Raw genomic sequence first — 22,154 nt, 5'->3', positions numbered from 1 at the left:
GGGTCAGCGCGCCTGCCAGTTCGGCTTGCGCTTCTGCGCGAAAGCGATGGCGCCCTCACGCATGTCCTCGGTCACCGCGACGGCCATGATCTCGCGGTTGGACTGGTCCCAGGCGGCGTCGTCGGCGAGCTTGCCGTCGAGGATGCCCAGCGCCACCCGCTTGCTCGCCTGCACCGCCAGCGGCGCGTTGTCGGCGATCCGACCGGCTAGTGCCAGCGCCGCCTCGAGTACCTCGGCGGCCGGGACGACACGATTGATCAGGCCCAGCTCCAGCGCGCGGGCCGCGGTGATCGGCTCGCCGGTGAGGATCATCTCCATCGCCACCTTGCGCGGCAGCTGCTCGGGCAGGCGGAACGCGCCACCGGCCGCGGCGAACAGGCCGCGGGCGACTTCGGGCAGGCCGAAGGTGGCAGTCTCGGCGGCGACCGCGAGATCGCTGGCCAGGACGAGTTCGGTACCGCCGCCTAGCGCGAAACCGTTCACCGCGGCGATGGTCGGCTTGCTGATCGCGTGTCGGACGTACCCGGCCAGGTTCCAATCCTCATGTCCTGGGGCGAGAATCGACTCACCACGACTCAGCGCCTTCAGATCCGCGCCGGCGCAGAACGCCCGCTCGCCCGCGCCGGTGAGAACCACCGCGCGGATCTCCGGATCGGCCTCGGCTCGCTCGAGCGCCTCGCCGACCCCGGTGCTCACTTCGGCGTTGACCGAGTTCATGGCTTCGGGCCGATTCAGCACGATAACGAGCACATGCTCGCGTTGCTCGACGAGGACTGCGCTCACGAGTGACTCCTTCGCTAGGTGGCTGTCAGCATGACAAACCTCTTCGATCTGTATCACGCCGGACGATCTTGAATATCCGAATCGGGGATTCGTGTCCGTCGTCGAGGCGCGCATCCCGCACTCGTCGTAGGCTGCCGAACACTCGCGAAAAAGAATTTTCGGCCGGGTGTCGATCTGCCGTGGTGCCCGTTCGACCTAGGGATGAACGCAGGGCCCGGCAGGCGGGTCCCCACCGATCCGAGGAGACGAAACCATGAAGTACATGCTGATCATGCGCGCCACCGACGAAGCCTGGGCCGCCATGGCCGATATCGACTTCAACGAGATTCTCGAGACCATGGGCAAGTTCAACGACGAGTTGATCAGTGCCGGGGTACTCGTCGCCGCCGAGGGGCTCGACGATGCGGCCCAGGGCGTGGTTGTGGACTACTCGTCGGAGACCCCGGTGATCACCGACGGGCCCTACGGGGAGACCAAGGAGCTGTTCGGCGGGTACTACATCCTCAACGTGGCCTCCAAGGAGGAGGCGATCGAGTGGGCCAAGCGAATGCCCTATGTCGGCCCCGGCACCAAGACCGAGATCCGTCGGGTCACCAGCATCGACGAATTCCCGCAGGACAACATCTGGATCAAGAAGGAGCGCGCCTGGCGTGAAGCCACCGGCCAGCTCTGAACCGCGATGAGCGACCACACCGGCCGCGAGGCCGTCGCCGCCGTCTGGCGGATCGAATCGGCCCGCATCGTCGGCGCGCTCGCGCGCTACACCCGCGACTTCGCGATGGCCGAGGATCTGGCCCAGGAAGCGCTGGCAGAGGCACTGGTGACGTGGCCGCGTGAAGGCGTGCCACGGCAGCCGGCCGGGTGGTTGCTCACCGTCGGCAGACGCCGCGCGATCGACGCGTTCCGGCGTCGCGCCGCCCTCGATGACCGCTACACCGCCCTCGCCGCCGACCTCGGCGAGGGCGATGCGCTCACCGGTGGCGACCCCGTGCGCGCGGCGGCGGACGTGCTGTGGGATCCCGATCAGATCGACGACGACGTGCTCGCGTTGATGTTCATCTCGTGTCACCCGGTGCTGTCGCGGGAGGCGCGTCTGGCCTTGACGCTGCGCGTCGTCGGTGGTCTGACCAGTGACGAGATCGCCAAGGCCTGCCTGGTGCCCACCGCGACCGTGCAGGCCAGGATCACCAGGGCGAAGAAGACACTCGGCGCGGCCGAGGTCGCGTTCGAAGTGCCGCCCGCCGCCGAGCGCCGGGCCCGCCTGGGTTCGGTGCTCGGCGTCATCTACCTGATCTTCACCGAGGGATCGTCGGCCAGCACCGGCGACGATCTCATCCGCTTCGATCTCGCGGGGGAAGCGCAGCGGCTGGCCCGCGTGCTCTCGCGGCTGATGCCCGCCGAACCCGAGGTCTACGGCCTGCTCGCGCTACTCGAGCTGACCGCGGCGCGCTTCCCCGCTCGCACCGGTCCCGACGGCGAGCCGGTGTTGCTCGAACAGCAGGATCGCCGCCGCTGGGACCGCTCGGCGATCCGACGCGGCCGTGCCGCGCTGGTGAAAGCCGGTGAAGTGGGGCGTGGTCTGGGCGCCTATGGTCTGCAGGCCGCGATCGCCGAATGTCACGCGGTCGCGCCCTCGGTCGAGCGGACCGATTGGGAACGGGTGGTGGTGCTGTACGAGGCGCTGGGCAGGCTCGCGCCCTCACCGGTGGTGGACCTGAACCGGGCGGTGGCGGTGTCGATGGCCGAGGGGCCCGCGGCGGCCTTGCCGATCGTCGACGAGCTCGCCGCGGCCGGCGCCCTGTCCACCTCGCACCTGCTGCCCAGCGTGCGCGGCGAACTGCTCAGCCGACTCGGCCGCACCACCGACGCTCGTGCGGAGCTGGCCGAAGCCATCCGTCGGTGCGGAAACGAACGCGAAAAGGCCGTCCTCGCAAACAAACTCGCTGCTCTCGCGTGACCCGCCTCAGCCGGGGCCTCGGCGAACGCGGGTGATCGCCTCTGCCTTCGTGCACAACATCGGAAGTTCGGCCAACCACCAAGTCGCGCCTGCCTTTTCGTAGGCGTCGCGGTCGTGATCGGTGGCTGCGGCGACCACGACCGCGAACCCGTTCAGGTCGCCTCGGAGCCGAGTCCGACGCCGAGGGCGAGTCGGCCGTTGCTGAGCAGGTCCAGAGCGACGGTCTCGCGGGCCACGTCCTGTGGACGTCGGCGAGACAGCGGGGTCACGCGCGGACCGAACACCACTCCGGTCGTCGCGGCGGCGATCGCGGCCAACCCGATCCAGGCCTCGCCGACGGCGAGACCGCGGTCGTGCGGACGCGCCACGTGGTCCCAGACGAAGACGTCGTCGAAGCCCGCGGTCTCGGCCTCGACCGCGGCCTCGGCCAGCACTCGCGGGTCGGCCAGGTCGCCGAACGGCGGCAGATATACCGTGTCGCAGCGCCATATTCGCAGTATAGAGCCCATAATTGCGGGTCTTCGCGCGCTCGTAACGTTTGTTCGCAAAGAGGTCGGGTATTAGTGAAAGGCGACGACGAGAGGTGTTGTGGATGTCCAGGGAATCGAAATCGGTGCTGCACCGGGCTATCGGTGCGTCGGCGATCGGTAATGCGGTCGAATGGTTCGACTACGGTGTCTATGCCTATCTGGCGACCTATATCGCGAGATCGTTGTTCCCCGGCGACGGCGAGTCCGGGATGGTCTACACGCTGCTCGGTTTCGCCGTATCGTTCCTGATACGGCCGGTGGGCGGCATGATCTGGGGTCCGCTCGGCGACCGCATCGGGCGCAAGCGAGTACTCGCCACCACGATTATTCTGATGGCCGGATCGACGCTCGCCGTCGGTCTTATCCCGAGCTTCGACATGATCGGCATCGGCGCCCCGATTCTGCTCTACGTGCTGCGCATGATCCAGGGACTTTCCGCCGGCGGCGAATACGGTGGCGCCGCGACATTCATGGCCGAATACGCGCCCGATCGCAAGCGCGGATTCTATGGCAGTTTCCTGGAGGTCGGTACGCTCGCCGGCTTCACCCTCGGCAATCTGGTCGCCCTGCTGCTGGTGAATGTGCTCGACGACGCGTCGATGAATTCGTGGGGCTGGCGCATTCCGTTCATGATCGCCGGTCCGCTCGGCCTGATCGGCATGTATCTGCGCAGCCGGGTGGAGGACACCCCGGTGTTCCGTGAGGTCGACCGCAAGGACGAGACCGAGGAAGTCTCCGGTGTCTACCGCGATCTGGTGACGAAGTACCTGCGTCCGGTGCTGACCCTGTTCGGCCTGGTGATCGCGCTCAACGTCGTCAACTACTCGTTGCTCAGCTACACCCCGACCTACCTCGGTTCCACGCTCGGTATGGAGGAATCGGATGCATTGCTCGTGCCGCTGATCGGCCAGGTCGCGATGCTGTGCACCCTGCCGTTCCTCGGTGCGCTCTCGGACCGGATCGGGCGCAAACCGATGTGGATGTTCTCGTGCGCGGCGATGATGATCGCGGTGATCCCGGTCTATCACCTGATCGGTTCTTCGCTCACCGGCGCGATCGTCGGCTTCGCGATCCTGGGTCTGCTCTACGCTCCCCAGCTGGCGACGATCTCGGCCACCTTCCCCGCGATGTTTCCCACGATCGTGCGTTTCGCCGGTGTGGCGATCGGTTACAACGTCGCCACCTCGATGTTCGGTGGTACCGCGCCGGTGGTCAACGAGGCACTCATCAGCGCGACCGGCAACAACATGATTCCGGCGTTCTACATGTTCGGTGCGTGCGCCGTCGGCTTGATCGCGTCGTTCTTCCTCATCGAGACCAAGGGCGTCTCGCTGCGCGGCACGCAGGTGCCGGGTACTCCCGAGGCGATCGAGGAACAGCGTGAACTGGGCGAGCCCGTCGAGGTCGTCGTGGCGAAGTGACCGCACACCGAGGGCGCGGCGTCGAGGTGGCGCCGCGCCCTCGGTGTGTCCGGGACTAGTTCTTCGCGGCCGCGCGGAACACGGCGAGAGCTTCCTCGCCGAGGTGCGGTCCGCTGACCTCGACCGGCACGTTCGAGCGCGCGACGACCTCGGCGCAGGTGAGCTCGAAGCTGGGACCAGGGGGCAGGATCGGCCCGAATTCGGCTGCGGCCGCGGCGAAGACGATGCGACCGACCCCGGCCCACACCATCGCGGCGGCGCACATCGGACACGGTTCCCCGCTGGCGTAGACGGTGGCGCCGCGCAATTGCGCGGCGTGGCCCGCAGCGGTCGCGAGGGTGATCGCGACCAGTTCGGCGTGGGTGGTGACATCGCCGGTGGAGTTCACCGCGTTCACGCCCTCGGCCAGGACAGCGCCGTCGGGGGTGACCGCGACCGCGCCGAAAGGTCGGTCACCGAGCGCGGCCGCGTGCCCGGCGAGGTCGATGGCGCGGCGCAGGTGGGTGATGTCGATCTCGGTCAGCTCGCTCATGCGGTGAGATCCACTTCCGTTCCGATGCCGTTGGCGCGGGCCTTGTCGATGAGCAGGCGGGCGGCGGCCAGATCCTGCAGACCGATGCCCACCGAATTGAACAGGGTGATGTCGCGGTCGTCGCGGCGCCCGGGTGCCCGGCCCGCGATCACCTCGCCCAGCTCGGTGCTCACCGCGTCCTGGGTGATCGCGCCTTCGGCGATGGCCATCAGGGTGTCGCCGGACTTGGTGAGCGTGGTGCCGATCGAGTCTACGACGACCCTGGACCGGCGCATCGCTTCGCCGTCCACCTCCCGGTGATCCGCACGCGGCGGCGCTCCGACGGCATTGACGTGCAGGCCGTCGCCGAACCAGGCGCCGTGGACGATCGGTTCGCGGGAGGGAGTGAGGGTGCACAGCACATCGGCGGCACGGGTGACGGCCTCCGGGCTGTCGAGGGCGCGCACCTCGAGGCCGAGATCGGCTATCGCACTGCGGAATCGGTCGATCGTGGCCGCGGTCCGCGACCAGACCAGTACGGTCTCGAGCTCGCGCACGGTCGCGATCGCGCGGGTGTGTTCGACGGCCAGATTGCCCGCACCGATCACGCCCAGAACCGAACTGGCTTGCCGGGAAAGGTATTTCGTGGCCACAGCGCTGGCGGCGGCGGTGCGCACGGCGGTCACGAGGCGTCCGTCGATCAGTGCCTCGCACGCACCGTCGGCCGCCGAGGTCACCACGATCACCGACCGCTGCACCGGCAGTCCGCGTTCGCGATTGGCAGGCAGGTCGGCGAGCAGTTTCACCGCGGCGGCGCCGGCGGACTCGGCGGCGGCGACCATCGGCACGAAGGCGGCCTCACCCAGGGCCATCGCTGGTGGGGCGGGCACGAACGCGGTGCCGAGCGCCAGATCGGCGTGTGCGCGCTCGACGGCGGCGAACACCTCGCCGCGATCGAGGACGGCGGTCACATCGGAGTGCGACAGGATCAGAGTCAACGGTGGCTCCTACGAAAGTAGCGGCGGGTCAGGAAGTTCGGGCGAAGGCGACGGTGAGGTCGCGCGGCGAGCGGCTGTTGCCGACCAAGCCGCTGACGGCGACGATCGCGATCAGGTAGGGCAGCATCACCAGCAGCGCGAACGGCACGTCCACACCGAGTGCGGGCAAGGCGAACTGCAACGCCTGGGCGATGCCGAAGAACACCGATGCCCAGATCACGCCGAGCGCGCGCCAGCGGCCCGCGATCACCGCGACCACGGCGAGATAGCCGATGCCGCCGGTCATGTTGTCGCTGAACGAATGCACCTCCGACAGCGCGAGTTGCGCACCGCCGAGGCCCGCGGCGAACGCGGCCAGCAGCACACAGCCGTAGCGCACGGCCCGCACGGAAAGGCCGGTGCGGTCGGCGGCGACGGCGTCCTCACCGATCGCATCGATCACCAGGCCCAGCTTGGTACGGCGGGAGAACACGAACGCCAGCACGGCGACGACGGCGATGCACAGATAGCCGAGTGCGGTCTGACCGAACAGGGCGGGCCCGATGACCGGGATGTCGTGCAGCAGCGGAATCTTCAGCGCGTCGAAGCCAGGCACGCTGTGCCCCTTGCCGTCGGCGAGCAGAAGCCGCGCACCGTAGGTGGTGGCGCCCAGCGCCAGCGCGTTGCTGGCGATGCCGACGACGATCTGGTCGGCACGCAGGCCGATACTCCAGATCGCCTGCAGCGCGCCGAAGATCAGGGCGGCGATCACCGCGGTGGCCGCGCCGAGCACCGGTGAACCGGTGGTGACGGCGCCGAGTACACCAGCGAACGCGCCGGTCAGCATCATCGCCTCGAGGCTCAGATTGAGCACGCCCGCGCGCTCGCTGACCAGCTCGCCGCTCGCGGCGACCAGGATGGGCAGGGTGAAACCGATGCCGCTGGTGGCGATGTCGGTGACCGTGTCGAGGCTCATCGCGGTGCTCCTGCCAGGTCGGCGGTATCCACGGGGGAAACCGGTTGTGGTGCCGCGAGTTCGGACTTGCGGGCGCTTCTTGTCCAGAGCGCGGCCCCCGCGATGAACACGATCATCAGCGACTCCACGACGGCGATGGTCGAGGCGGGCACGTTGGCCGCCAGTTGCAAGTTGATCCCGCCGGAGACGAGGAAGCCGAGCAACAGCGAGACGGCCACGACCGCCGACAACGAGCCGCGGGCGAGCAGGCCGACGACAAGGCCGGAGAAGCCGTAGCCGGAGGAGAATCCTTCGGCGAGCACGAAAGGCGCTGTCGCCACCAGTAACCCGCCTGCCACACCGGCGAACGCGCCCGCGCTCGACAGGCTCAGGAATCGCAACCGGCCGACCGGCAGTCCGAGTCGGGCCGCCGCGTCGGGATTGAGTCCGACCGCGCGCAGGCGGGTGCCGAGCGCGGTGTGGCGCACCAGGATCGCGGTGCCGAGTGCGGCGATCACCGCGATCCACAAGGCGATCGTCGCGGGGGAGCGTTCGATGCCGAGTAGCGGTAGATGTGCCGCCGCGGTGAGCTGTTCGGACTGCGGGAGCGTCTCCGAGGAGGTCACCGGCTGACGCAGCAGCGCGGGCTCGTGCACGACGAGCAGCACCAGTGCCAGGCCGACGAAGTTGAGCAGCAGCGTGGTGATGATCTCGCTGGTTCCACGTCGGACCCGCAGATACGCCGCGATCGCCGCCCACAGCCAGCCGGCCGCCGCGGCGCCGATCAGGACTGCGGGCAGGGTGATCGCGGTCGGTGCGCCGGTGAGTGTGGTGCCGATCGCGGTGGCGGCGATACCGCCCGCGCAGATCTGCCCCTCGCCACCGACATTGACCAATCCGGCGCGGTGCGCGATGGTGAAACCGACCGCGACCAGCATCAACGTGGCGGCGACATTGAACGAAGCGCCGATGGCGTAGTCGCTGCCGAACATTCCCTCCCACAGCGCGGTCATCGTCGCGGCCGGTGCCGCGCCCGCCACGGCGGCCAGGATCAGACCGATCACACCGGCGGCGACCATGGCCGCGGCGGCGACGACGATCGGCTGATGCGCCCACTGCCGCAGGTCGATCCGGCCGAGTCCGGTAGTGGCTGGTCGCCGCGCGGGACGGCTCTCGTTCGCCGCGGTCATACCGATACTCCCATCATCAGTTCGCTGATCTGTTGTGCCGCTGTGGGATCGGAGGTTTCCACCGGTCCCGCGAGCGCACCGCGATAGGCGACGAACACTCGGTCGCACAGGGCCAGCAGCTCGGGCACCTCGCTCGACACCACCAGCACGCCGCAGCCGTCGGCAGCCGCGCGCCGCAGCTGGGTCAGCACGAAATCGACCGCGCCGATATCCAATCCACGCGTCGGCTGAGCGGCGACGAGGCAGCGCAGGTTCGTGGCCGACAGCTCACGGGCCAGCACCACCTTCTGCTGATTGCCGCCCGAGAGCGAGCCCATCCGCACCCACGGTCCGGCCGCTCGCACATCGAACCGGTCGAGTTCGGTCTGCGCGGCGCGGCCGATGGCCCGTTTGTTGAGCAGGCCGAAGCGCCCGAATCGGCTGAGCTGACCGAGGAAGAGGTTCTCGGCCAACGTCATATCGGCGACCATCGCGTCGCGATGGCGGTCCTCGGGCACGATGCCGAGACCGCGCTCGGTGCGCGCCGCCGGTCGTGCGGTGGTGATGTCGATGCCGTCGAGGGTGACAGTGCCCGCGTGCACCGGGGTGCTGCCCGCGAGCACCGCGACCAGCTCGCTCTGCCCGTTGCCTTCGACGCCCGCGATCCCGACGATCTCGCCGGGCCGCACAACCAGTCGCGCGTCGTCGAGCGCGGCGCTACCGTCGGCGCGTCGCACGGTGACTTGATCGACAGTGAGAACCGGTGCGGGTGAACCGGTTTCGTTCGTCGACTCCTGCACGACGGCTTCCGCTGTCGAGGCAGGTGCCGCTGGTGTCGTGGGATCGAGCCCGATGGTCGCGGCGACAGTCGGGTCGAGATCGGCAGCGGTGCGTCCCACCATGGCGGTGAGCAACTGGGCGATGGTGGTGGTCGACATCCGCCCGCCACCGGCGACCGTGCCGCGTCGCAGTACGGTCGCGGCGTCGGCGACCCTGGCCACCTCGCCGAGTTTGTGCGTCACCAGGACCACCGCTTTGCCGTCGGCGGCGATGGCGCGACAGGTGTCGATCAACGCGTCGATCTCGGCCGGGTCGAGCACTCCCGTCGGTTCGTCGAGCAGGATCAGTGCCGGATCGCGCAGCAACGCCTTCACGATCTCGACCTTCTGCCGGGCGCCGACCGGCATCGTCGCGACCTGCTGGTCGAGATCGATCCGCAGGCGGTAGCGCTGGGCGATTTCGGCGAGCCGGTCGGTCAGGTCCTTGCGGCGCATCCGGAGTCCGCGCTGGGTGAGCAACAGGTTCTCGCCGACGGTCATGGTCGTGACCAAGCTGAAGTGCTGGTGCACCATCGCGACGCCCGCGGCCATCGCGGCGGCGGGGGAGTCGGGGCGGAAATCGTTGCCGCCCAGCTCTATCCGACCGGCGTCGGGGCGGTAGCCGCCGAAGACGAGATTGCACAGCGTCGACTTGCCCGCGCCGTTCTCGCCGAGAATGCAATGGACAGTGCCGGATTCGACGGTGACGTCCACATCGTGGAGGGCCTGCACGTCACCGAAGCGCTTGCCGACCCCCTGCAGGGTCAATGCGGGAGTGCTCATGGTGCTCAGTACGGCTTGACCGCGCCGGTGGACAGGGCCGTCTTCGCCTTCGCGAGTGCGTCGGCGACCCCGGAGTCCTTGCTGCACAACACGAAATCGGTGCCGTCGTTGGGCGAGGTCAGCCCGAAACGCACGTTCTCGGCCTTCCACGAGTTGTCGAGCGCGGCGTTCACCGCGAACTCGACCTCGGCGCCGATATCGGTGTGCACATAGCCCAGGTGCACGGGATTGGTGCAGTCACCGGGGATCGGACCGCCGACCATCGTGGCGCCGGACTGGGCCGCGGCCTGCTCCATGCCCGCTTTGCCCAGGTTCACGATCTGACCGAGCGTGCCCGCTCCCGCGCCGTAGTCGGCCAGCGCGGCCTGCTTGGCCTTGGCGGGGTCGTTGAAGTCACCGACGTACTGCGGGGTCAGTACCTTCGCGTCCGGGTCGGCGAAACGGGCGCCGTTGCTGAAAGCGTTGGCGGCGTTGACGATCGCGGGCAACTCGACACCGCCGACGAAGGCCACCGCGCCGGACTTGGAGCCCGCCGCCGACACCGCGCCGCTGAGGAACTCGGCTTCGGCCTGCTGCGGGTCGTAGTAGGCGAGATTGGCCATGGGCTTGGTGTCTGCTGGGCCGCCGATCTCGACGAACTTCACGTTCGGGAACTGCGGCGCCACCTTGCGCACGTCGGCGTCGGTCTGGCCGCCGAGGGAGATCACCAGGTCGTTGGTGGAGGCGAAGCGGACCAGTGCCTGCTGGTAGTCGCTGGCCGCGACCTGCTCGACCTTGCTGAGTTCCACCTTGTCGCCGAGCGTGTCCGCGATGCGCTGGTAGCCGAGATACCCCGACTGCATGAAGCCGGTGTCGGAGAGCGAGCCGGGGAAGAACACACCGACCTTCAGCTTGCCCCCCGCTGCCGAGGTGTCGGCGGAACCGCAGCCCGACAGGAGGGCAGCAGTGGCGAGGGCGGCCGAGCCGAAGGCGATCACGCGCCGAGTGGACTTGTGCACGGGGTACTCCTTGTTCGAACGAACCGCTCACTTAGCGGTATACCGTTAAATGTCAGCCTGGGCCTCGCAGATGACAGGCGGATTACGGAAAAGTAAGAAACGGTCGCACGCCGCGAGCGGGCTACCGTTGGTGTTGTGCAGGAGCAGAAGGATGGTGCGGTGGCAGACGAACCGGCGAAGAAATCGCTGCGGGATCGGGCCTACGAGGAGTTGCGTGACCGGATCATCGATCTGCGATTGAGCCCTGGTCAGCGGCTGGTGGAACGCGATCTCGCGACCGAGTTGGCCATCTCGCGGATCCCACTGCGGGAGGCGCTGCAGATGCTCGAACGAGAAGGTCTGGTTGTGATCGTGCCGCGGCAGGGCGCGATCGTCGCCCCGTTCACGGTGACCGATGTGCGCGACCTCTTCGATGTTCGCGAGAGCCTCGAGGTCCTCGCGGCGCGTCTGGCCGCCGAACGCGCCGGAACGGCCGATCTGGCCGCCCTGCGCGCACAGCTGACCGCGGCGCGTCAGGCGACCGCCCGTGGCGATCAGGCCGCGATCGCCGCCGCGAACGCCGGCTTCCACGCGGTGATCGTCGAAGTCTCGGGCAACCCGCTGTTGCAGTCGCTGTTGCGCCCCTTGGAATCTCGGGTCCGCTGGCTGTTCCACCTGACGAAGGAACGCGACCCCGGCACCCAGTGTGACGAACACGAAGCTCTGTACGCGGCTATAACCGCCAACGACCCCGATGCCGCGGCCGAAATCGCCTACCGCCATGTAGCTTCCGGCCGAGAACCCAGCCTCGCCCTCTCGGCCCAATGGTCGATGCCCGACATCGACCCCATCTCGGCAACCCGCACCCGTCAGCGCAGCTCCCACCGCGAGAAGACCGCGTAAGCCGCGGTATCCGGGGGTCTATTCGGCCAGCAGCTTGAGGACGAGTGGGCGGGAGATGGTGCCGGCGACCTGGCGGGCGAGCTGGTTGGCGCCCGCCCCGGCGGAATGGGCGGCGCGCAGGGCGGTGGCGAGTTCCGCGCGCGCGGCGTCGGCGGCGGCCTGGGCGTCGCGGAGGCGGAGCGCGGCGGCATCCACCGGGGTGGTCAAGGTATTGACCGATTCGGGGGAGATCGGATCGGGGGTGACGTCCGGGGAGTGCTCGGTGGGTGTGGTCGCCTTGTTTCGCATGGCAGCTCGGGCGAATTCCTTCACGAACTCGCGGGTGGCGTCGGTGTCGGACGCGGCGTCGCCGAGTAGTAGACGGGTGGTCTGCGGGACGGCGTGGGTCCAGTTGGCGAGGCCGCAGAGGGCGAGCAGGAGGCGGCCCGCCTGCTGCTCGTCGACGCCGAATTGTTCTTGGGCGCGGTCGAATTTCCGCACGTAGTGCTCGGCGCGCCAACCGTCGACGTCGTGCGCGTCGGCGCCGCGGTGCAAGCCCTCCCAGAGCAGCAGGCGCAGCAGTTGCGGGTTGTCGCGGTGGTAGTCGAACAGCTTGCCGACGTAGTCGCCGGGTTCGGTCTCGGCCAGCGGCTGGACGACCTCCATGAATTCGCGCATGGTGTCGACGATGATGACGTCGAAAAGCCTGTCCTTGCTGCCGAACAGGCCGTAGATGCGTTCCTTGTTGACGCCCGCGGCCTCGGCGATGCGATCGACTCGGGCTCCGGCAAGGCCGTACTGCGCGAATTCGGCCCGCGCCGCGCGGAGCAGTGCCTGTCTGGTCGCGTCGCTGCGTTTGATGGTGCTCGCCGTCATGGGTCCGACTTTACCAGCTCTTTAAACCAACTATTTGGTTGACTGTGGATGGTGAGCGGCCTACTGTCGTCGGCATGGCGTCAACGACAGTTCAGATTCCGGCCGGAAGTCCGGCTCCTGCCCGCGCTCGCAGCACCTCGCCGCGTGCTCACACCGGGCGAACCCTGCCCGTCTTCGTGCTGTCCGCCCTGCTGGCCACCGGTCAGATGTACACCCCGATTCCGCTGTTCGGCGCCATGAAAGCCGAGTGGAGCGTGGGTGCGGGCGTGATGACGTGGGTCATCAGTGCCTTCGCCTTCGGCTATGCGGGTGGCTTCGTGCTGTTCGGCCCGCTGTCGGATCGATACGGACACCGTCGGGTGCTGGTCACCGGCATGCTTGTGGCCGCAGTGGTCACCATGCTGACCGGTTTGGCGTTCAGTGCGCCCGTGGCCGTCGCGTTGCGGATCGTGCAGGGTCTCGTTGTCGGCTCGATTCCGCCGGCGATCATGGCCTACGTCGGCACGCGCATCGCGCCAGCGCACCGGGCCGTGGTCACCATGTCGGTGGCCACCTCCTTCCTGGCAGCCACCGTCATCGCCCAGATCGTCTCGCAGGCGGTGGTCGCGTCCTTCCCGTGGCGCACCGTATTCCTCGGCTCTGCAGTGGTTTTCGCGGCTTTGGCCTTCGGTCTGCGGGCGGTCATGCTCGATGACGCCCCCACCGGCCGCGACCTCCCGCTGCGCCACAGCTACGCCGCCATTCCCGCGGTGCTGCGGATCAAGCCGCTGCTCCCGATGCTCGTGGCGGGCGCCCTGAGCATGGCCGTGATGGTCGGCATCTACACCGGTATCGAGATCACCGGCCTGGTAACGGGTTCCGGCGAACTGCTGACTCTGCGGGCGGGCGCACTGCCGGTGATGATGGCGCTGCCGCTGCTCGCCATCCCGCTGGCCCGGCTGTCGAAGCCCACCCAGATGGTGCTCGGCGTGCTGATCGCGGCGACCGCCATGGTCGCGGCCACGTTCGAAGGCTCGCACCTCGCGGTCCTGACCGTGTTGCTGGCGATCCTGGTCGGCGGCCTCGGCGTCATCGCCCCCGCGGTCCTGCAGAGCGCGGGGGAACTCGGCGGCGAGTCCCGCGCGGCCGCCTCCTCGGTGGCCATGTTCAGCTTCTATGTCGGCGCGACCATCGGCCCGATCGTCGCGGCAGCAGCTGCGCCACACGGCTTTTCGGCCCTGGCCTGGACCCTGGCCCTGCTCCTGGTGATCGCCCTCGGCCTGACACTGTTCGGTGCTCGCCTCCAGCGTTCCGCGAGTCCGGCCGCAGCGGCCGGTTGACGCCGGGTAGCGGGTGACCTGCTGAGTTCAGTGGCGCATCGCTCGCTCGCCCCGGATCTAGGCCGCGGCGTGCAGTGCTATGCGGGCGGCGTGGATCGCGGGGTGTAGGCCGGTGCCGTTCCGGTATACGAGCTGGGTGTGACGGCGGATGGGGAGCGGGGTGAGGATGATTTGTTCGGGGGGCGCGTAGAGGGCCAGGGCGGGGACTATCGCGGTGCCCGCGCCTGCGGCGACGAGGGTGAGGACGGTGTCGAAGTCGTCGGCGTGGTGACGGATGTGAGGAGTGAATCCGGTTGCCTGGCAAGCCCGGATCGTCAAGGTGTGACACAGGGTTCCCGGAGTTCCCGCGATCCAGGGGGATCGGCGGTGGGCTGCCAGCGAATCCTTGGTGGGCACCGGGGTTCGCGTGGCGAGGAAGACGGTTTCGGTGTGCAGGGGCTCGGTGTGCAAAGAGGCGTCGGCGTCGGCGGGGACCAGGTCGTAGTCGTGGGTGAGCGCGACGTCCAACGTGCCCGCGCGTAAGGCGTTCGGGATGTCGGCGGGGTCGATCTCGGTGACGGTGAGCTCCAGCCGTGGGTGTTCGGTACTCAGGGTGACCAGGGCGGGGGACAGCAGGGTGCGCGCCGCGGTCGGGAAGGTACCGATACGCAGGGTGCCCGCTAATTCGTCACGGGTACAGGACAATTCGGCGTCGGCGTGTTCGAGTGCGGCCAGGATCGTCTCGGTGTGGCCGACCAACAGGTGGGCGGCGGGCGTGAGAGTGACGCGACGGCCCGAACGTTCGAGCAGCGCGACGCCCGCCTCGCGTTCGAGCGCGGTGAGCTGTTGGGACACCGCCGAAGGCGTATAGCTGAGCGCCTCGGCGACCGCGGCGATGGTGCCGCGATGGGCGAGTTCGCGCAGCAGGCGAAGTTTGCGTACATCGAGCATCAGTTCAGCTTACGGTAGCCGTCATGAATGTGAACTGGACCTGATGGTGGGTTCGGCTCGAAGATAAGGCCATGACATCGCTACACGGCCTCTTCGTCCCCCTGATCACCCCGTTCACCGCCGACGGGGCACTCGAGCCCGGCGCGCTGGAGCGGCACGCGCACGCTGTGCTCGACGCTGGGGCGAGCGGGCTTGTCGCGCTCGGCACCACCGCGGAGCCTTCGGCGCTCACCGCCGCCGAGCGCGGGCGAGTCCTGGATATCTGTGCGGGCGTCTGCGCCGACCGCGACGCGCCACTGATCGCCTGTGCGGGGGGCAACGCCACCGCGGAATCGGTCAGAGCGATCGCCGAACTCGGACGGCCGGTCGCGGCGGTGCTGGCGGTGGTGCCCTATTACGTGCGGCCCAGCGAGGAGGGCGTGATCGCGCACTTCACGCAGCTGGCGGCGATCAGCCCGGCTCCGCTGCTGGTCTACGACGTGCCGCACCGCACCGGTCGCCCGCTGAGCGGGAGCACGCTGATTCGCCTCGCGAACACGCCGAATATCGCCGGCTTCAAGCACGCCGTCGGTGGTATCGACGCGGCCAGCGTCGAATTGATGGCCGCGCAGACCCCGGCGACCGTGCTCAGCGGCGACGACCGATTCGCCTCTGCCCTGCTCGCCCTCGGCGCACACGGCGCGATCCTGGCCGCGGCCAATATCGCGCCCCGCGCCTACGCCGACCTCATCGAGGCGTGGCACGCCGGTGATGTGCTCAGGGCCCGCGCCCTCGGCAACAGCCTCGACGCACTCGGCGCGGCGCTGTTCGCCGAACCGAACCCCACCGTCATCAAGGCGGTACTCGCCGAGCGCGGCCAGATCTCCAGTCCGGCCGTTCGGTTGCCGATGTTGCCCGCCTCGAACGCGGCGACCAGCGCGGCGCTCGCGGCGAGCGAGGCGGCGACGATCACGCGGGTGTGACACCAGGGATTACGAACACTAGATTTCACTGGTCATCGGGACCGAAAAGTGCTTGGGTTAACCGGTGACGAAACCTCCGGATATCGGTGCCGCCGCGCCCGATCGCACTCCCGACAAGCTGGATGCCGCAGTACTGAAGGTGGCGGGCGTAGTCGTCCTCGGCGCCGTGATGTCGATTCTCGACATCACGGTGGTCACCGTGGCGATCCCGACCTTCATGCAGGACTTCAACGCCTCCGTCGAGGTCGTCGCCTGGACCATGACCGGCTACACCTTGGCGCTGGCCTCGGTCATCCCGATGACCGGCTGGGCCGCCGACCGATTCGGCACCAAACGCCTCTATATGGCGGCGCTGACCTTCTTCATCATCGGGTCGGTGCTGTGTTCGATGGCGTGGAGTATCGAGTCGCTGGTGGCGTTCCGCGTCATCCAGGGCATCGGCGGCGGCATGCTGATGCCGCTGGGCATGACGATCATGACCCACGCCGCGGGCCCGCAGCGGATCGGGCGTGTGATGGCGGTGCTCGGTGTGCCGATGCTGCTCGGCCCGATCTGTGGCCCCATTCTCGGTGGCTGGCTGATCGACGCGTTCAGCTGGCACTGGATCTTCCTGATCAACCTGCCGCTCGGCATCGTCGCGCTGATCCTGGCGTGGATCGTGCTCGCTCCCGACAAGCCGAAGCCGTCGGAATCGTTCGACTTCCTCGGCATGCTGCTGGCCTCGCCCGGCCTCGCGCTGTTCCTGTTCGGTGTCTCCTCTATTCCGGAGAAGGGCACTGTCATGGCCGCGCGCGTGCTGATTCCGGCAGTCATCGGCGCGGCGCTGTTGATCGGATTCGTCTTCCACGCGTTGCGCACCGACCATCCGCTGATCGACCTGCGGCTGTTCTCCAACCCGTCGCTGCGCTTCTCCGTGCTGACCATGTCGCTGTTCGCGACGGCGTTCTTCGGCGCCGGTTTCCTGTTGCCGAACTACCTGCAGCAGGTTCGCGGTGAATCCGCGTTCGACTCCGGTCTCCTCATGGCGCCACAGGGAATCGGCGCCATGCTGACGATGCCGATCGCGGGATTCCTGGTCGACAAGATCGGCCCCGGCAAGATCGTCATGTTCGGCATCACCTTCATCACCCTCGGCCTGGCCGGGTTCACCCAGTTGGGCGCCGACACCTCGTACCTGCTGATCGGTGGCGCGCTGTTCGTGATGGGGCTCGGCATGGGCTGCACGATGATGCCGGTGATGACCGCCGCCATCCAGACGCTCTCGCACGCACAGGTAGCGCGCGGGTCGACGTTGATGAACATCATCAACCAGACCGCGGCGTCGATCGGCACGGCGACGATGTCGGTGGTGCTGGCCGCTCAGCTCAACGATCATCCCGGGGCAAAGGTGGCCATCGGCGCCAACGCCGATCCCGACCTCGCCGCACAGATTCCGCCCTCGGTCATCGAGCAGGGACTGGAAATGGCAGCGACAGCGTTCAGCAACACCTACTGGGTCACCGTGGTGCTCGCGCTGCTGACCTTGATCCCGGCGTTCTTCCTGCCGCGGACCAAACCGAAGGCGCCGATCGACGCCGAGGCTGTGGCGTTGGCCTGACTCCGCACAGACGAAAGCCCGGACGGAACATCGTGTTCTGTCCGGGCTTTCGCGGAGCGGCTCAGCCGTAGAGCTTGACGAACATTTCCAGCGAGCGCTCGATATCGCCGCGCAGGGCCTTCGCGACGGCGGATCCGATCGGGCCGAACAGCGGGGCGCCGCCCAGGTCGATATCGACACTCACCTTCGACCCGGTGCCGCTCGGTTCCACGAGCATGCCGAGGCCGAACTTGGTGCCCCCGATGCCCGTGCCGGTGAGGGCGAGCTTGCGCGGCGGCTCGGCGGTGCGCACCGTCCAGGTGACCTTGTTGCGGAAGCCCTTCACGCGGGCGATGCCGACGAGAACGGTGCCCGGCGTGAGTTCCTCGGGCAGCGTGCCGCGCCACGCCTCGTGAATGGTCAGCCAATCGCCGAGGTGCGGAAGGTCGGACGCGTGCGCCCAGGCCTGGTCCGGCGGGACGGGGACATCGACGGAGAGCTTCAATTTCGCCACGTCGGGATGTTATCCGGTACCCGGGGTTCCGCAACCATCGGCACGAAGCATAGCGAACCAGAATAGATCAACCGTCCAGTAGCGTGGAATGATTCGGGCGGGAATCATGATGTCTGACAGTGTGATCCGTGTCGCGATCGTTACGTGTGCTGCTAATGTGTGCGGGTCGCTCGAAGCGGGGCGTGTGAATCGGGTATCCGAAATCACCCTGCGGCGGAAAGCGAATGCCTCGGCGGGCCGGCCGGCGAGGGCCACCGGCAACAGCGCGTGTGGTCGAGGACGACGAAAGATCTGATGAACTCAGGAATCGCGGTGCTGTTGCTCGTCATCGGTGCGCCGCTGTTACTGCTCGCGATCGCGGTCAGTGTGTTTGCCATGCGAAACGAGCGTCGCCAGCGGCAGCGAGCCGACGCCGCCATCCGCGAACGCCTCGCGTGCGAGAACGCCTTGATGCAGCTGGCGCAGGTGACATTGCCCGCGATCACCGCCGCCGTGCGTCGACACGAGATCCCGTCGGTTGCTGTGGATCTGCCGGTGGAACTGGGTGGTTCACAGTTCGGCCAGGCGCTGCAGTGGATCGCCACGGGTCATGCCGAGGATCTGCGCGTGGTCGCCGAGGAAACAAGGGCGATGGTCGAACGCTACGGCGAGCAACGTCGCCTGAGCGAGATACAGGCCGCGCAGGAGCAGACCCGCGGTGATCTCTCGGCGTCCTCGCGGGCAGCCACGAGCGCCGCGGTCCGATCCTTCGGCACCTCGGTGGTGAGTCTGGGCACCGACCTCGGCCAGGTCGTCAGTGCCGCGCTGCGTGAACACCGTGACGACGCGATCTACGAGACGCTCACCCGCATCGACCACACCGTGCAGCAGATGATCCGGCAGGCGCAGTCCTACGTGATCGTCTCCGGTGGACTGCCCGGACGTCGGTGGCCACAACAGTCGCTCACCGATGTGGCGGGTGGCGCCACCGGGCGGGTCAGGGAATTCCTGCGCGTGCGGGCGGCACAGTCCGATCGGATCGTGATCAGCCGCGCGGTCGAACCGCTCGTGCACACGATGGCGACGCTGCTCGACAACGCGCTGCGCTACTCGCCGCCGTCGTCGTTCGTCGAGATCGGTTTCCAGGAGGGCCATCACGGCGTCACCGTCATCATCGACGACGCGGGCATGCGCATGAGCCCCGAGCAGCTCGAGGACGCGCGCCTGGTGCTCAGCGGCGAACGTCCGGTCGACATCCACGATCTCGGTCCCGCGCCGAAGGTCGGCTTCCCCGGTATCGCGGCCTTGGCCCGGCGCTACGGATTCTCCGTGCACGTCGACGGGCCCAACATCTTCGGTGGTATGCGTGCCATGGTGTACGTACCGTCGGCGCTGCTCGTGAGTGGGGACGCGCCGCGGCTGCCCGAGCCCGAACTCGCCGCGCCCGCCCACATTCCGGTGCCGGTCGCCGAGGTCGAATCGCCCGGCGCCGATGTCCACGAGATCACCAGCGGCGGGCTGCCCAAGCGTCGCCGCAGACCGGTTGCCCCGGATTCGGCGGGGGTAATCACGGAGTCGGGGCAGGCGCGCCCCGACCTCGCCGCTGCCTGGCGCAGCGGATCCCGCAGCGGTCGTGCCGCTGCGGCCGAGCGAACCACGGAAGGAACAGCCGATGAGCACACCGGTAGCCGATAGCACCAACCGATTGGCGTGGCTGCTCGAGGATCTCGAGATCCCCGGGGTCCGCTTCGCGGTACTGCTGTCCGAAGACGGACTGCGCATCGCCCATTCCCGTGGCGTGAGCAAAGACGACGCCGAACGGTTCGCCGCGGCCGCCTCCGGCCTGCGCTCGCTCGGCAAGGCGCTCGGCGAATTCTGCGGCGGCCCTACGAATACGGTGCGCCAGAACATGACCGAGTACGACGAGGGCATGATCATGATCACTGCCGCGGGCGCGGGCGCCCTGCTCGGTGTTGCCACCACCGCCGATGTCGACGTGGCGCTGGTGGCCCATCGGATGAACGAACTGGCTTCGCGCGTCGGTCACGAGATCGGAAGCGCGCCCCGCCTAGGCGGGAGGAATTGAGCCGCGGCAGGCGAGATCCCGACCTGGTGCGGTCCTATGTGCGCACCGGCGGACGGGTGCGCGCCGCCCATGACCTGGATCTGGTGACGCTGGTCCGTGCCGTCGAGGACGCGCGTCCCGATCACCGTCCCGACGAGCGTCGCCTGCTGGCACTCACCAGCCGCCGCGGCGCACTGTCGATCGCCGAACTGTCGGCCTATCTGGACCTGCCCGCCTCCGTCGTGAAGATCATCGTCTCCGATCTGCTCGACAGCGGTCACCTGCACTGCCCCACCCCGGCACAGGTGAAGCCGGAACTCGCATTGATCAAGGAGGTGTTGCATGGCCTCCGCGCCATTGCGGGATGAGGTCGACTACGTCGCGGAAACCGTGACACGGTCGGTGAAGATCCTGGTCGCAGGTAATTTCGGTGTCGGCAAAACCACCTTCGTGTGCGGAGTGTCCGAGATCAGGCCACTGCGGACGGAAGAGACGATCACCGAGGCCAGCATCGGTGTCGACGACATGGCGGGGTTGGGAAGCAAGGTTTCCACCACTGTCGCCCTGGATTTCGGCCGCATCACCCTGAATTCCCAACTGGCGCTGTATCTGTTCGGTACACCGGGCCAGGAACGGTTCGCCCCGCTGTGGGAGGAACTGGCTCGCGGCGCCCTCGGCGCGCTGGTGCTCGTCGACACCCGGCGCATCGAGAAGGCCGACGACGTGCTCTCGGCGCTGGAACAGCGTGGTGTCCCGTACGCGGTGGCGGTGAACGAATTCGAAGGATTCCGCCGCTATCCCCTCGAAGAAGTGCGCGAGGCACTCGACCTCGCACCGGATACTCCGGTGATCGCACTCGACGCACGTCGCCGTGATCAGGGGCTGCGCGCACTGATCACCTTGGCGGAATATCTCTTTCGCAGACAGGAAGCAACAGCGTCATGACGGTCGATATCGCCGCCGGCGAGCGGGTGGCGATGTGGGCACCCGAATTCGCGGCGGATCCGCAGGCGGCCTACCAGCAGATGCGGAGCCGGTTCGGCTCCGTGGTGCCGGTGGAGCTGTCGCCGGGCATCCGGGCCACGCTGGTGGTCGGCTACCACACCGCCGTGCGCATCCTCAACGATCCGGAACACTTTCCGGCCGACCCACGGATGTGGGAACGCGATATCCCGCTGGACTGCCCGGTACTGCCGATGCTGCAATTCCGTCCGGCCGCGTTGCGCACCACCGGCGCCGAGCACACCCGGTATCGGCAGGCCAATGTCGCCGGGCTCGCCGGGGTGGATCTGTACGCGATGCACAGCACCGTCGAACAGTTCGCCATCCCGCTGATCAACAGCTTCTGCGCGACCGGATCCGCAGACCTGTTGAGTCAGTACGCGTTTCCGCTGGTGTTCCAGGCGCTGAACTCGATGCTCGGATGCACCCCCGAGATCGGGCAGCAGGTCGCCACCGGAATGGCGCAGATCTTCGAAGGCGACGACGCCGAGGCGGGCAACAACCTGCTCGCCTCCGCGCTGGCGGATCTGGTGGGGCTGCGTCAGCGCGAACCCGGTGACGATGTCGCCACCCGGCTGCTCCATCACCAGGCGGCGCTGACCGACGAGGAAATGGTGCACCAACTGCTGGTGCTCTACGGCGCGGGGATCGAGCCGATGCTGAACCTGGTGGTCAACACCTTGCGGCTGATGCTCACCGACGACCGGTTCGCGGGAAATGTGCTCGGCGGCAGCCTGTCCACGCGCGACGCGCTCGACGAGGTGCTGTTCACCGACCCGCCACTGGCCAACTTCTGTATGACCTACCCGCGTCAGCCGATCCTGGTCGAGGACACCTGGCTGCCCGCGCACGAACCGGTCGTCATCAGCATGTCGGCGTGCAACAACGATCCGGCCATCGCCGGGCGCGATGTCGTCGACAACCGTGCGCACCTGGCCTGGAGCGCGGGTCCGCACGGCTGCCCGGCCAAGCCGGTGGCGTACCTGATCGTGCAGGACGCGATCGACCAATTGCTCGATGCCCTCCCGGAACTGGCCCTGGCTGTGCCCGTCGAGGAGCTGGTATGGCGGCCCGGCCCGTTCCATCGGTCGCTCGCGGCGTTGCCGGTGCGATTCCCGCAGACACCGCCGCTGCCGATGCCCTGAGATCAGACCCCACGCAGATCTGG

At 68.1% G+C, this 22,154-nt stretch carries 23 protein-coding genes; 12 read left to right on the top strand and 11 right to left on the bottom strand.

The window, feature by feature from the left end; genetic code table 11:
- Positions 1 to 3: 3 nt before the first annotated feature.
- Positions 4 to 783, bottom strand: coding sequence for a crotonase/enoyl-CoA hydratase family protein (locus NS1_RS03885; protein WP_062981680.1), 780 nt, complete (start codon positions 781 to 783; stop codon positions 4 to 6).
- A gap of 253 nt (positions 784 to 1,036) precedes the next feature.
- Between NS1_RS03885 and NS1_RS03880 the strand changes: the two genes are divergently transcribed.
- Both NS1_RS03880 and NS1_RS03875 read left to right on the top strand, forming a co-directional pair.
- Positions 1,037 to 1,456 carry a YciI family protein gene (locus NS1_RS03880; RefSeq protein WP_056817150.1) on the top strand — a complete coding sequence of 140 codons (420 nt, stop codon included), beginning with the start codon at positions 1,037 to 1,039 and terminating at the stop codon, positions 1,454 to 1,456.
- Positions 1,457 to 1,462: 6 nt separating this feature from the next.
- Entirely contained in the window at positions 1,463 to 2,740 is a 1,278-nt protein-coding gene (locus NS1_RS03875) for an RNA polymerase sigma factor (RefSeq protein WP_062981678.1), read from the top strand.
- 152 nt (positions 2,741 to 2,892) lie between these two features.
- Here the strand turns inward: NS1_RS03875 and NS1_RS38810 are convergent, their stop codons facing one another.
- Positions 2,893 to 3,249, bottom strand: a complete 357-nt coding sequence (locus tag NS1_RS38810; protein ID WP_218019891.1) for an LLM class flavin-dependent oxidoreductase — start codon at positions 3,247 to 3,249, stop codon at positions 2,893 to 2,895.
- 83 nt (positions 3,250 to 3,332) lie between these two features.
- Here NS1_RS38810 and NS1_RS03865 point away from each other — a divergent pair, with 83 nt between their 5' ends.
- Positions 3,333 to 4,691, top strand: coding sequence for an MFS transporter (locus NS1_RS03865; protein ID WP_062981674.1), 1,359 nt, complete (start codon positions 3,333 to 3,335; stop codon positions 4,689 to 4,691).
- Between the two features lie 55 nt (positions 4,692 to 4,746).
- Here the strand turns inward: NS1_RS03865 and NS1_RS03860 are convergent, their stop codons facing one another.
- The 6 genes from NS1_RS03860 to NS1_RS03835 form a co-directional block, all read right to left on the bottom strand.
- On the bottom strand, positions 4,747 to 5,223 hold the full coding sequence (locus NS1_RS03860; RefSeq protein ID WP_062981673.1) for a nucleoside deaminase: 477 nt from the start codon (positions 5,221 to 5,223) through the stop codon (positions 4,747 to 4,749).
- Entirely contained in the window at positions 5,220 to 6,200 is a 981-nt protein-coding gene (locus tag NS1_RS03855) for an ornithine cyclodeaminase family protein (protein ID WP_062981672.1), read from the bottom strand. Before NS1_RS03855 ends, NS1_RS03860 begins: the two co-directional genes overlap by 4 nt.
- 28 nt (positions 6,201 to 6,228) lie before the next feature.
- Positions 6,229 to 7,155, bottom strand: coding sequence for an ABC transporter permease (locus NS1_RS03850; RefSeq protein WP_056817129.1), 927 nt, complete (start codon positions 7,153 to 7,155; stop codon positions 6,229 to 6,231).
- Positions 7,152 to 8,213, bottom strand: coding sequence for an ABC transporter permease (locus NS1_RS03845; protein WP_062981757.1), 1,062 nt, complete (start codon positions 8,211 to 8,213; stop codon positions 7,152 to 7,154). The genes NS1_RS03850 and NS1_RS03845 overlap by 4 nt, the downstream gene beginning before the upstream one ends.
- 107 nt (positions 8,214 to 8,320) lie before the next feature.
- Positions 8,321 to 9,904, bottom strand: coding sequence for an ABC transporter ATP-binding protein (locus tag NS1_RS03840; protein ID WP_062981671.1), 1,584 nt, complete (start codon positions 9,902 to 9,904; stop codon positions 8,321 to 8,323).
- Between the two features lie 5 nt (positions 9,905 to 9,909).
- Complete coding sequence (locus NS1_RS03835) at positions 9,910 to 10,902, bottom strand: BMP family protein (RefSeq protein ID WP_062981669.1); 993 nt, start codon at positions 10,900 to 10,902, stop codon at positions 9,910 to 9,912.
- Positions 10,903 to 11,061: 159 nt separating this feature from the next.
- Between NS1_RS03835 and NS1_RS03830 the strand changes: the two genes are divergently transcribed.
- Positions 11,062 to 11,784, top strand: a complete 723-nt coding sequence (locus NS1_RS03830) for a GntR family transcriptional regulator (protein WP_255284409.1) — start codon at positions 11,062 to 11,064, stop codon at positions 11,782 to 11,784.
- An 18-nt stretch (positions 11,785 to 11,802) separates the two neighbouring features.
- Here the strand turns inward: NS1_RS03830 and NS1_RS03825 are convergent, their stop codons facing one another.
- Complete coding sequence (locus tag NS1_RS03825) at positions 11,803 to 12,639, bottom strand: TetR/AcrR family transcriptional regulator (RefSeq protein WP_255284408.1); 837 nt, start codon at positions 12,637 to 12,639, stop codon at positions 11,803 to 11,805.
- 74 nt (positions 12,640 to 12,713) lie between these two features.
- Here NS1_RS03825 and NS1_RS03820 point away from each other — a divergent pair, with 74 nt between their 5' ends.
- On the top strand, positions 12,714 to 13,958 hold the full coding sequence (locus tag NS1_RS03820) for an MFS transporter (RefSeq protein ID WP_062981665.1): 1,245 nt from the start codon (positions 12,714 to 12,716) through the stop codon (positions 13,956 to 13,958).
- A 57-nt stretch (positions 13,959 to 14,015) separates the two neighbouring features.
- Here NS1_RS03820 and NS1_RS03815 read toward each other — a convergent pair whose 3' ends face one another.
- Positions 14,016 to 14,888 carry a LysR family transcriptional regulator gene (locus NS1_RS03815; RefSeq protein WP_062981663.1) on the bottom strand — a complete coding sequence of 291 codons (873 nt, stop codon included), beginning with the start codon at positions 14,886 to 14,888 and terminating at the stop codon, positions 14,016 to 14,018.
- 71 nt (positions 14,889 to 14,959) lie between these two features.
- Here NS1_RS03815 and dapA point away from each other — a divergent pair, with 71 nt between their 5' ends.
- Both dapA and NS1_RS03805 read left to right on the top strand, forming a co-directional pair.
- Positions 14,960 to 15,850: a 4-hydroxy-tetrahydrodipicolinate synthase gene (dapA, locus tag NS1_RS03810; protein WP_062981661.1), complete on the top strand. Its 891-nt coding sequence runs from the start codon at positions 14,960 to 14,962 to the stop codon at positions 15,848 to 15,850.
- Positions 15,851 to 15,914: 64 nt separating this feature from the next.
- Positions 15,915 to 17,447 (top strand): DHA2 family efflux MFS transporter permease subunit, encoded by a 1,533-nt coding sequence (locus NS1_RS03805; protein ID WP_084503440.1) that lies wholly within the window; start codon positions 15,915 to 15,917, stop codon positions 17,445 to 17,447.
- Positions 17,448 to 17,508: 61 nt separating this feature from the next.
- On the opposite strand, the gene NS1_RS03800 is transcribed toward NS1_RS03805, so the two are convergent.
- Positions 17,509 to 17,940: a type II toxin-antitoxin system Rv0910 family toxin gene (locus NS1_RS03800; protein WP_062981659.1), complete on the bottom strand. Its 432-nt coding sequence runs from the start codon at positions 17,938 to 17,940 to the stop codon at positions 17,509 to 17,511.
- A gap of 294 nt (positions 17,941 to 18,234) precedes the next feature.
- Between NS1_RS03800 and NS1_RS03795 the strand changes: the two genes are divergently transcribed.
- Genes NS1_RS03795 through NS1_RS03775 form a run of 5 tightly spaced genes read left to right on the top strand, consistent with a single transcriptional unit; the run spans position 18,235 to position 22,131 of the window.
- The gene (locus NS1_RS03795; protein WP_062981657.1) at positions 18,235 to 19,614 is read left to right on the top strand and encodes a sensor histidine kinase; all 1,380 of its coding nucleotides are present in this window, start codon (positions 18,235 to 18,237) and stop codon (positions 19,612 to 19,614) included.
- Entirely contained in the window at positions 19,592 to 20,005 is a 414-nt protein-coding gene (locus tag NS1_RS03790) for a roadblock/LC7 domain-containing protein (protein WP_056817097.1), read from the top strand. Before NS1_RS03795 ends, NS1_RS03790 begins: the two co-directional genes overlap by 23 nt.
- Positions 20,002 to 20,352 carry a DUF742 domain-containing protein gene (locus tag NS1_RS03785; protein ID WP_056817094.1) on the top strand — a complete coding sequence of 117 codons (351 nt, stop codon included), beginning with the start codon at positions 20,002 to 20,004 and terminating at the stop codon, positions 20,350 to 20,352. The genes NS1_RS03790 and NS1_RS03785 overlap by 4 nt, the downstream gene beginning before the upstream one ends.
- Complete coding sequence (locus NS1_RS03780) at positions 20,327 to 20,929, top strand: GTP-binding protein (protein ID WP_056817091.1); 603 nt, start codon at positions 20,327 to 20,329, stop codon at positions 20,927 to 20,929. The genes NS1_RS03785 and NS1_RS03780 overlap by 26 nt, the downstream gene beginning before the upstream one ends.
- The gene (locus NS1_RS03775) at positions 20,926 to 22,131 is read left to right on the top strand and encodes a cytochrome P450 family protein (RefSeq protein WP_062981655.1); all 1,206 of its coding nucleotides are present in this window, start codon (positions 20,926 to 20,928) and stop codon (positions 22,129 to 22,131) included. The genes NS1_RS03780 and NS1_RS03775 overlap by 4 nt, the downstream gene beginning before the upstream one ends.
- The last annotated feature ends 23 nt before the right edge of the window (positions 22,132 to 22,154 follow it).

Source organism: Nocardia salmonicida NBRC 13393 (assembly GCF_001613085.1).
In the GTDB taxonomy this organism is placed as follows: Bacteria; Actinomycetota; Actinomycetes; order Mycobacteriales; family Mycobacteriaceae; genus Nocardia; species Nocardia salmonicida.
The sequence above is the reverse complement of the archived record's forward strand: the minus strand, read 5'-3'. Positions and strand labels throughout refer to the sequence as shown.

What these genes read in the sequence shown, in the direction of transcription:
- NS1_RS03880 (WP_056817150.1), top strand. Translation starts at nt 1,037, where the DNA reads ATGAAGTACATGCTGATCATGCGCGCCACCGACGAAGCCTGGGCCGCC.
- NS1_RS03875 (WP_062981678.1), top strand. Translation starts at nt 1,463, where the DNA reads ATGAGCGACCACACCGGCCGCGAGGCCGTCGCCGCCGTCTGGCGGATC.
- NS1_RS38810 (WP_218019891.1), bottom strand. Translation starts at nt 3,249, where the DNA reads ATGGGCTCTATACTGCGAATATGGCGCTGCGACACGGTATATCTGCCG.
- NS1_RS03865 (WP_062981674.1), top strand. Translation starts at nt 3,333, where the DNA reads ATGTCCAGGGAATCGAAATCGGTGCTGCACCGGGCTATCGGTGCGTCG.
- NS1_RS03860 (WP_062981673.1), bottom strand. Translation starts at nt 5,223, where the DNA reads ATGAGCGAGCTGACCGAGATCGACATCACCCACCTGCGCCGCGCCATC.
- NS1_RS03850 (WP_056817129.1), bottom strand. Translation starts at nt 7,155, where the DNA reads ATGAGCCTCGACACGGTCACCGACATCGCCACCAGCGGCATCGGTTTC.
- NS1_RS03845 (WP_062981757.1), bottom strand. Translation starts at nt 8,213, where the DNA reads ATGGTCGCCGCCGGTGTGATCGGTCTGATCCTGGCCGCCGTGGCGGGC.
- NS1_RS03840 (WP_062981671.1), bottom strand. Translation starts at nt 9,904, where the DNA reads ATGAGCACTCCCGCATTGACCCTGCAGGGGGTCGGCAAGCGCTTCGGT.
- NS1_RS03825 (WP_255284408.1), bottom strand. Translation starts at nt 12,639, where the DNA reads ATGACGGCGAGCACCATCAAACGCAGCGACGCGACCAGACAGGCACTG.
- NS1_RS03820 (WP_062981665.1), top strand. Translation starts at nt 12,714, where the DNA reads ATGGCGTCAACGACAGTTCAGATTCCGGCCGGAAGTCCGGCTCCTGCC.
- NS1_RS03815 (WP_062981663.1), bottom strand. Translation starts at nt 14,888, where the DNA reads ATGCTCGATGTACGCAAACTTCGCCTGCTGCGCGAACTCGCCCATCGC.
- dapA (WP_062981661.1), top strand. Translation starts at nt 14,960, where the DNA reads ATGACATCGCTACACGGCCTCTTCGTCCCCCTGATCACCCCGTTCACC.
- NS1_RS03795 (WP_062981657.1), top strand. Translation starts at nt 18,235, where the DNA reads ATGAACTCAGGAATCGCGGTGCTGTTGCTCGTCATCGGTGCGCCGCTG.
- NS1_RS03790 (WP_056817097.1), top strand. Translation starts at nt 19,592, where the DNA reads ATGAGCACACCGGTAGCCGATAGCACCAACCGATTGGCGTGGCTGCTC.
- NS1_RS03780 (WP_056817091.1), top strand. Translation starts at nt 20,327, where the DNA reads ATGGCCTCCGCGCCATTGCGGGATGAGGTCGACTACGTCGCGGAAACC.
- NS1_RS03775 (WP_062981655.1), top strand. Translation starts at nt 20,926, where the DNA reads ATGACGGTCGATATCGCCGCCGGCGAGCGGGTGGCGATGTGGGCACCC.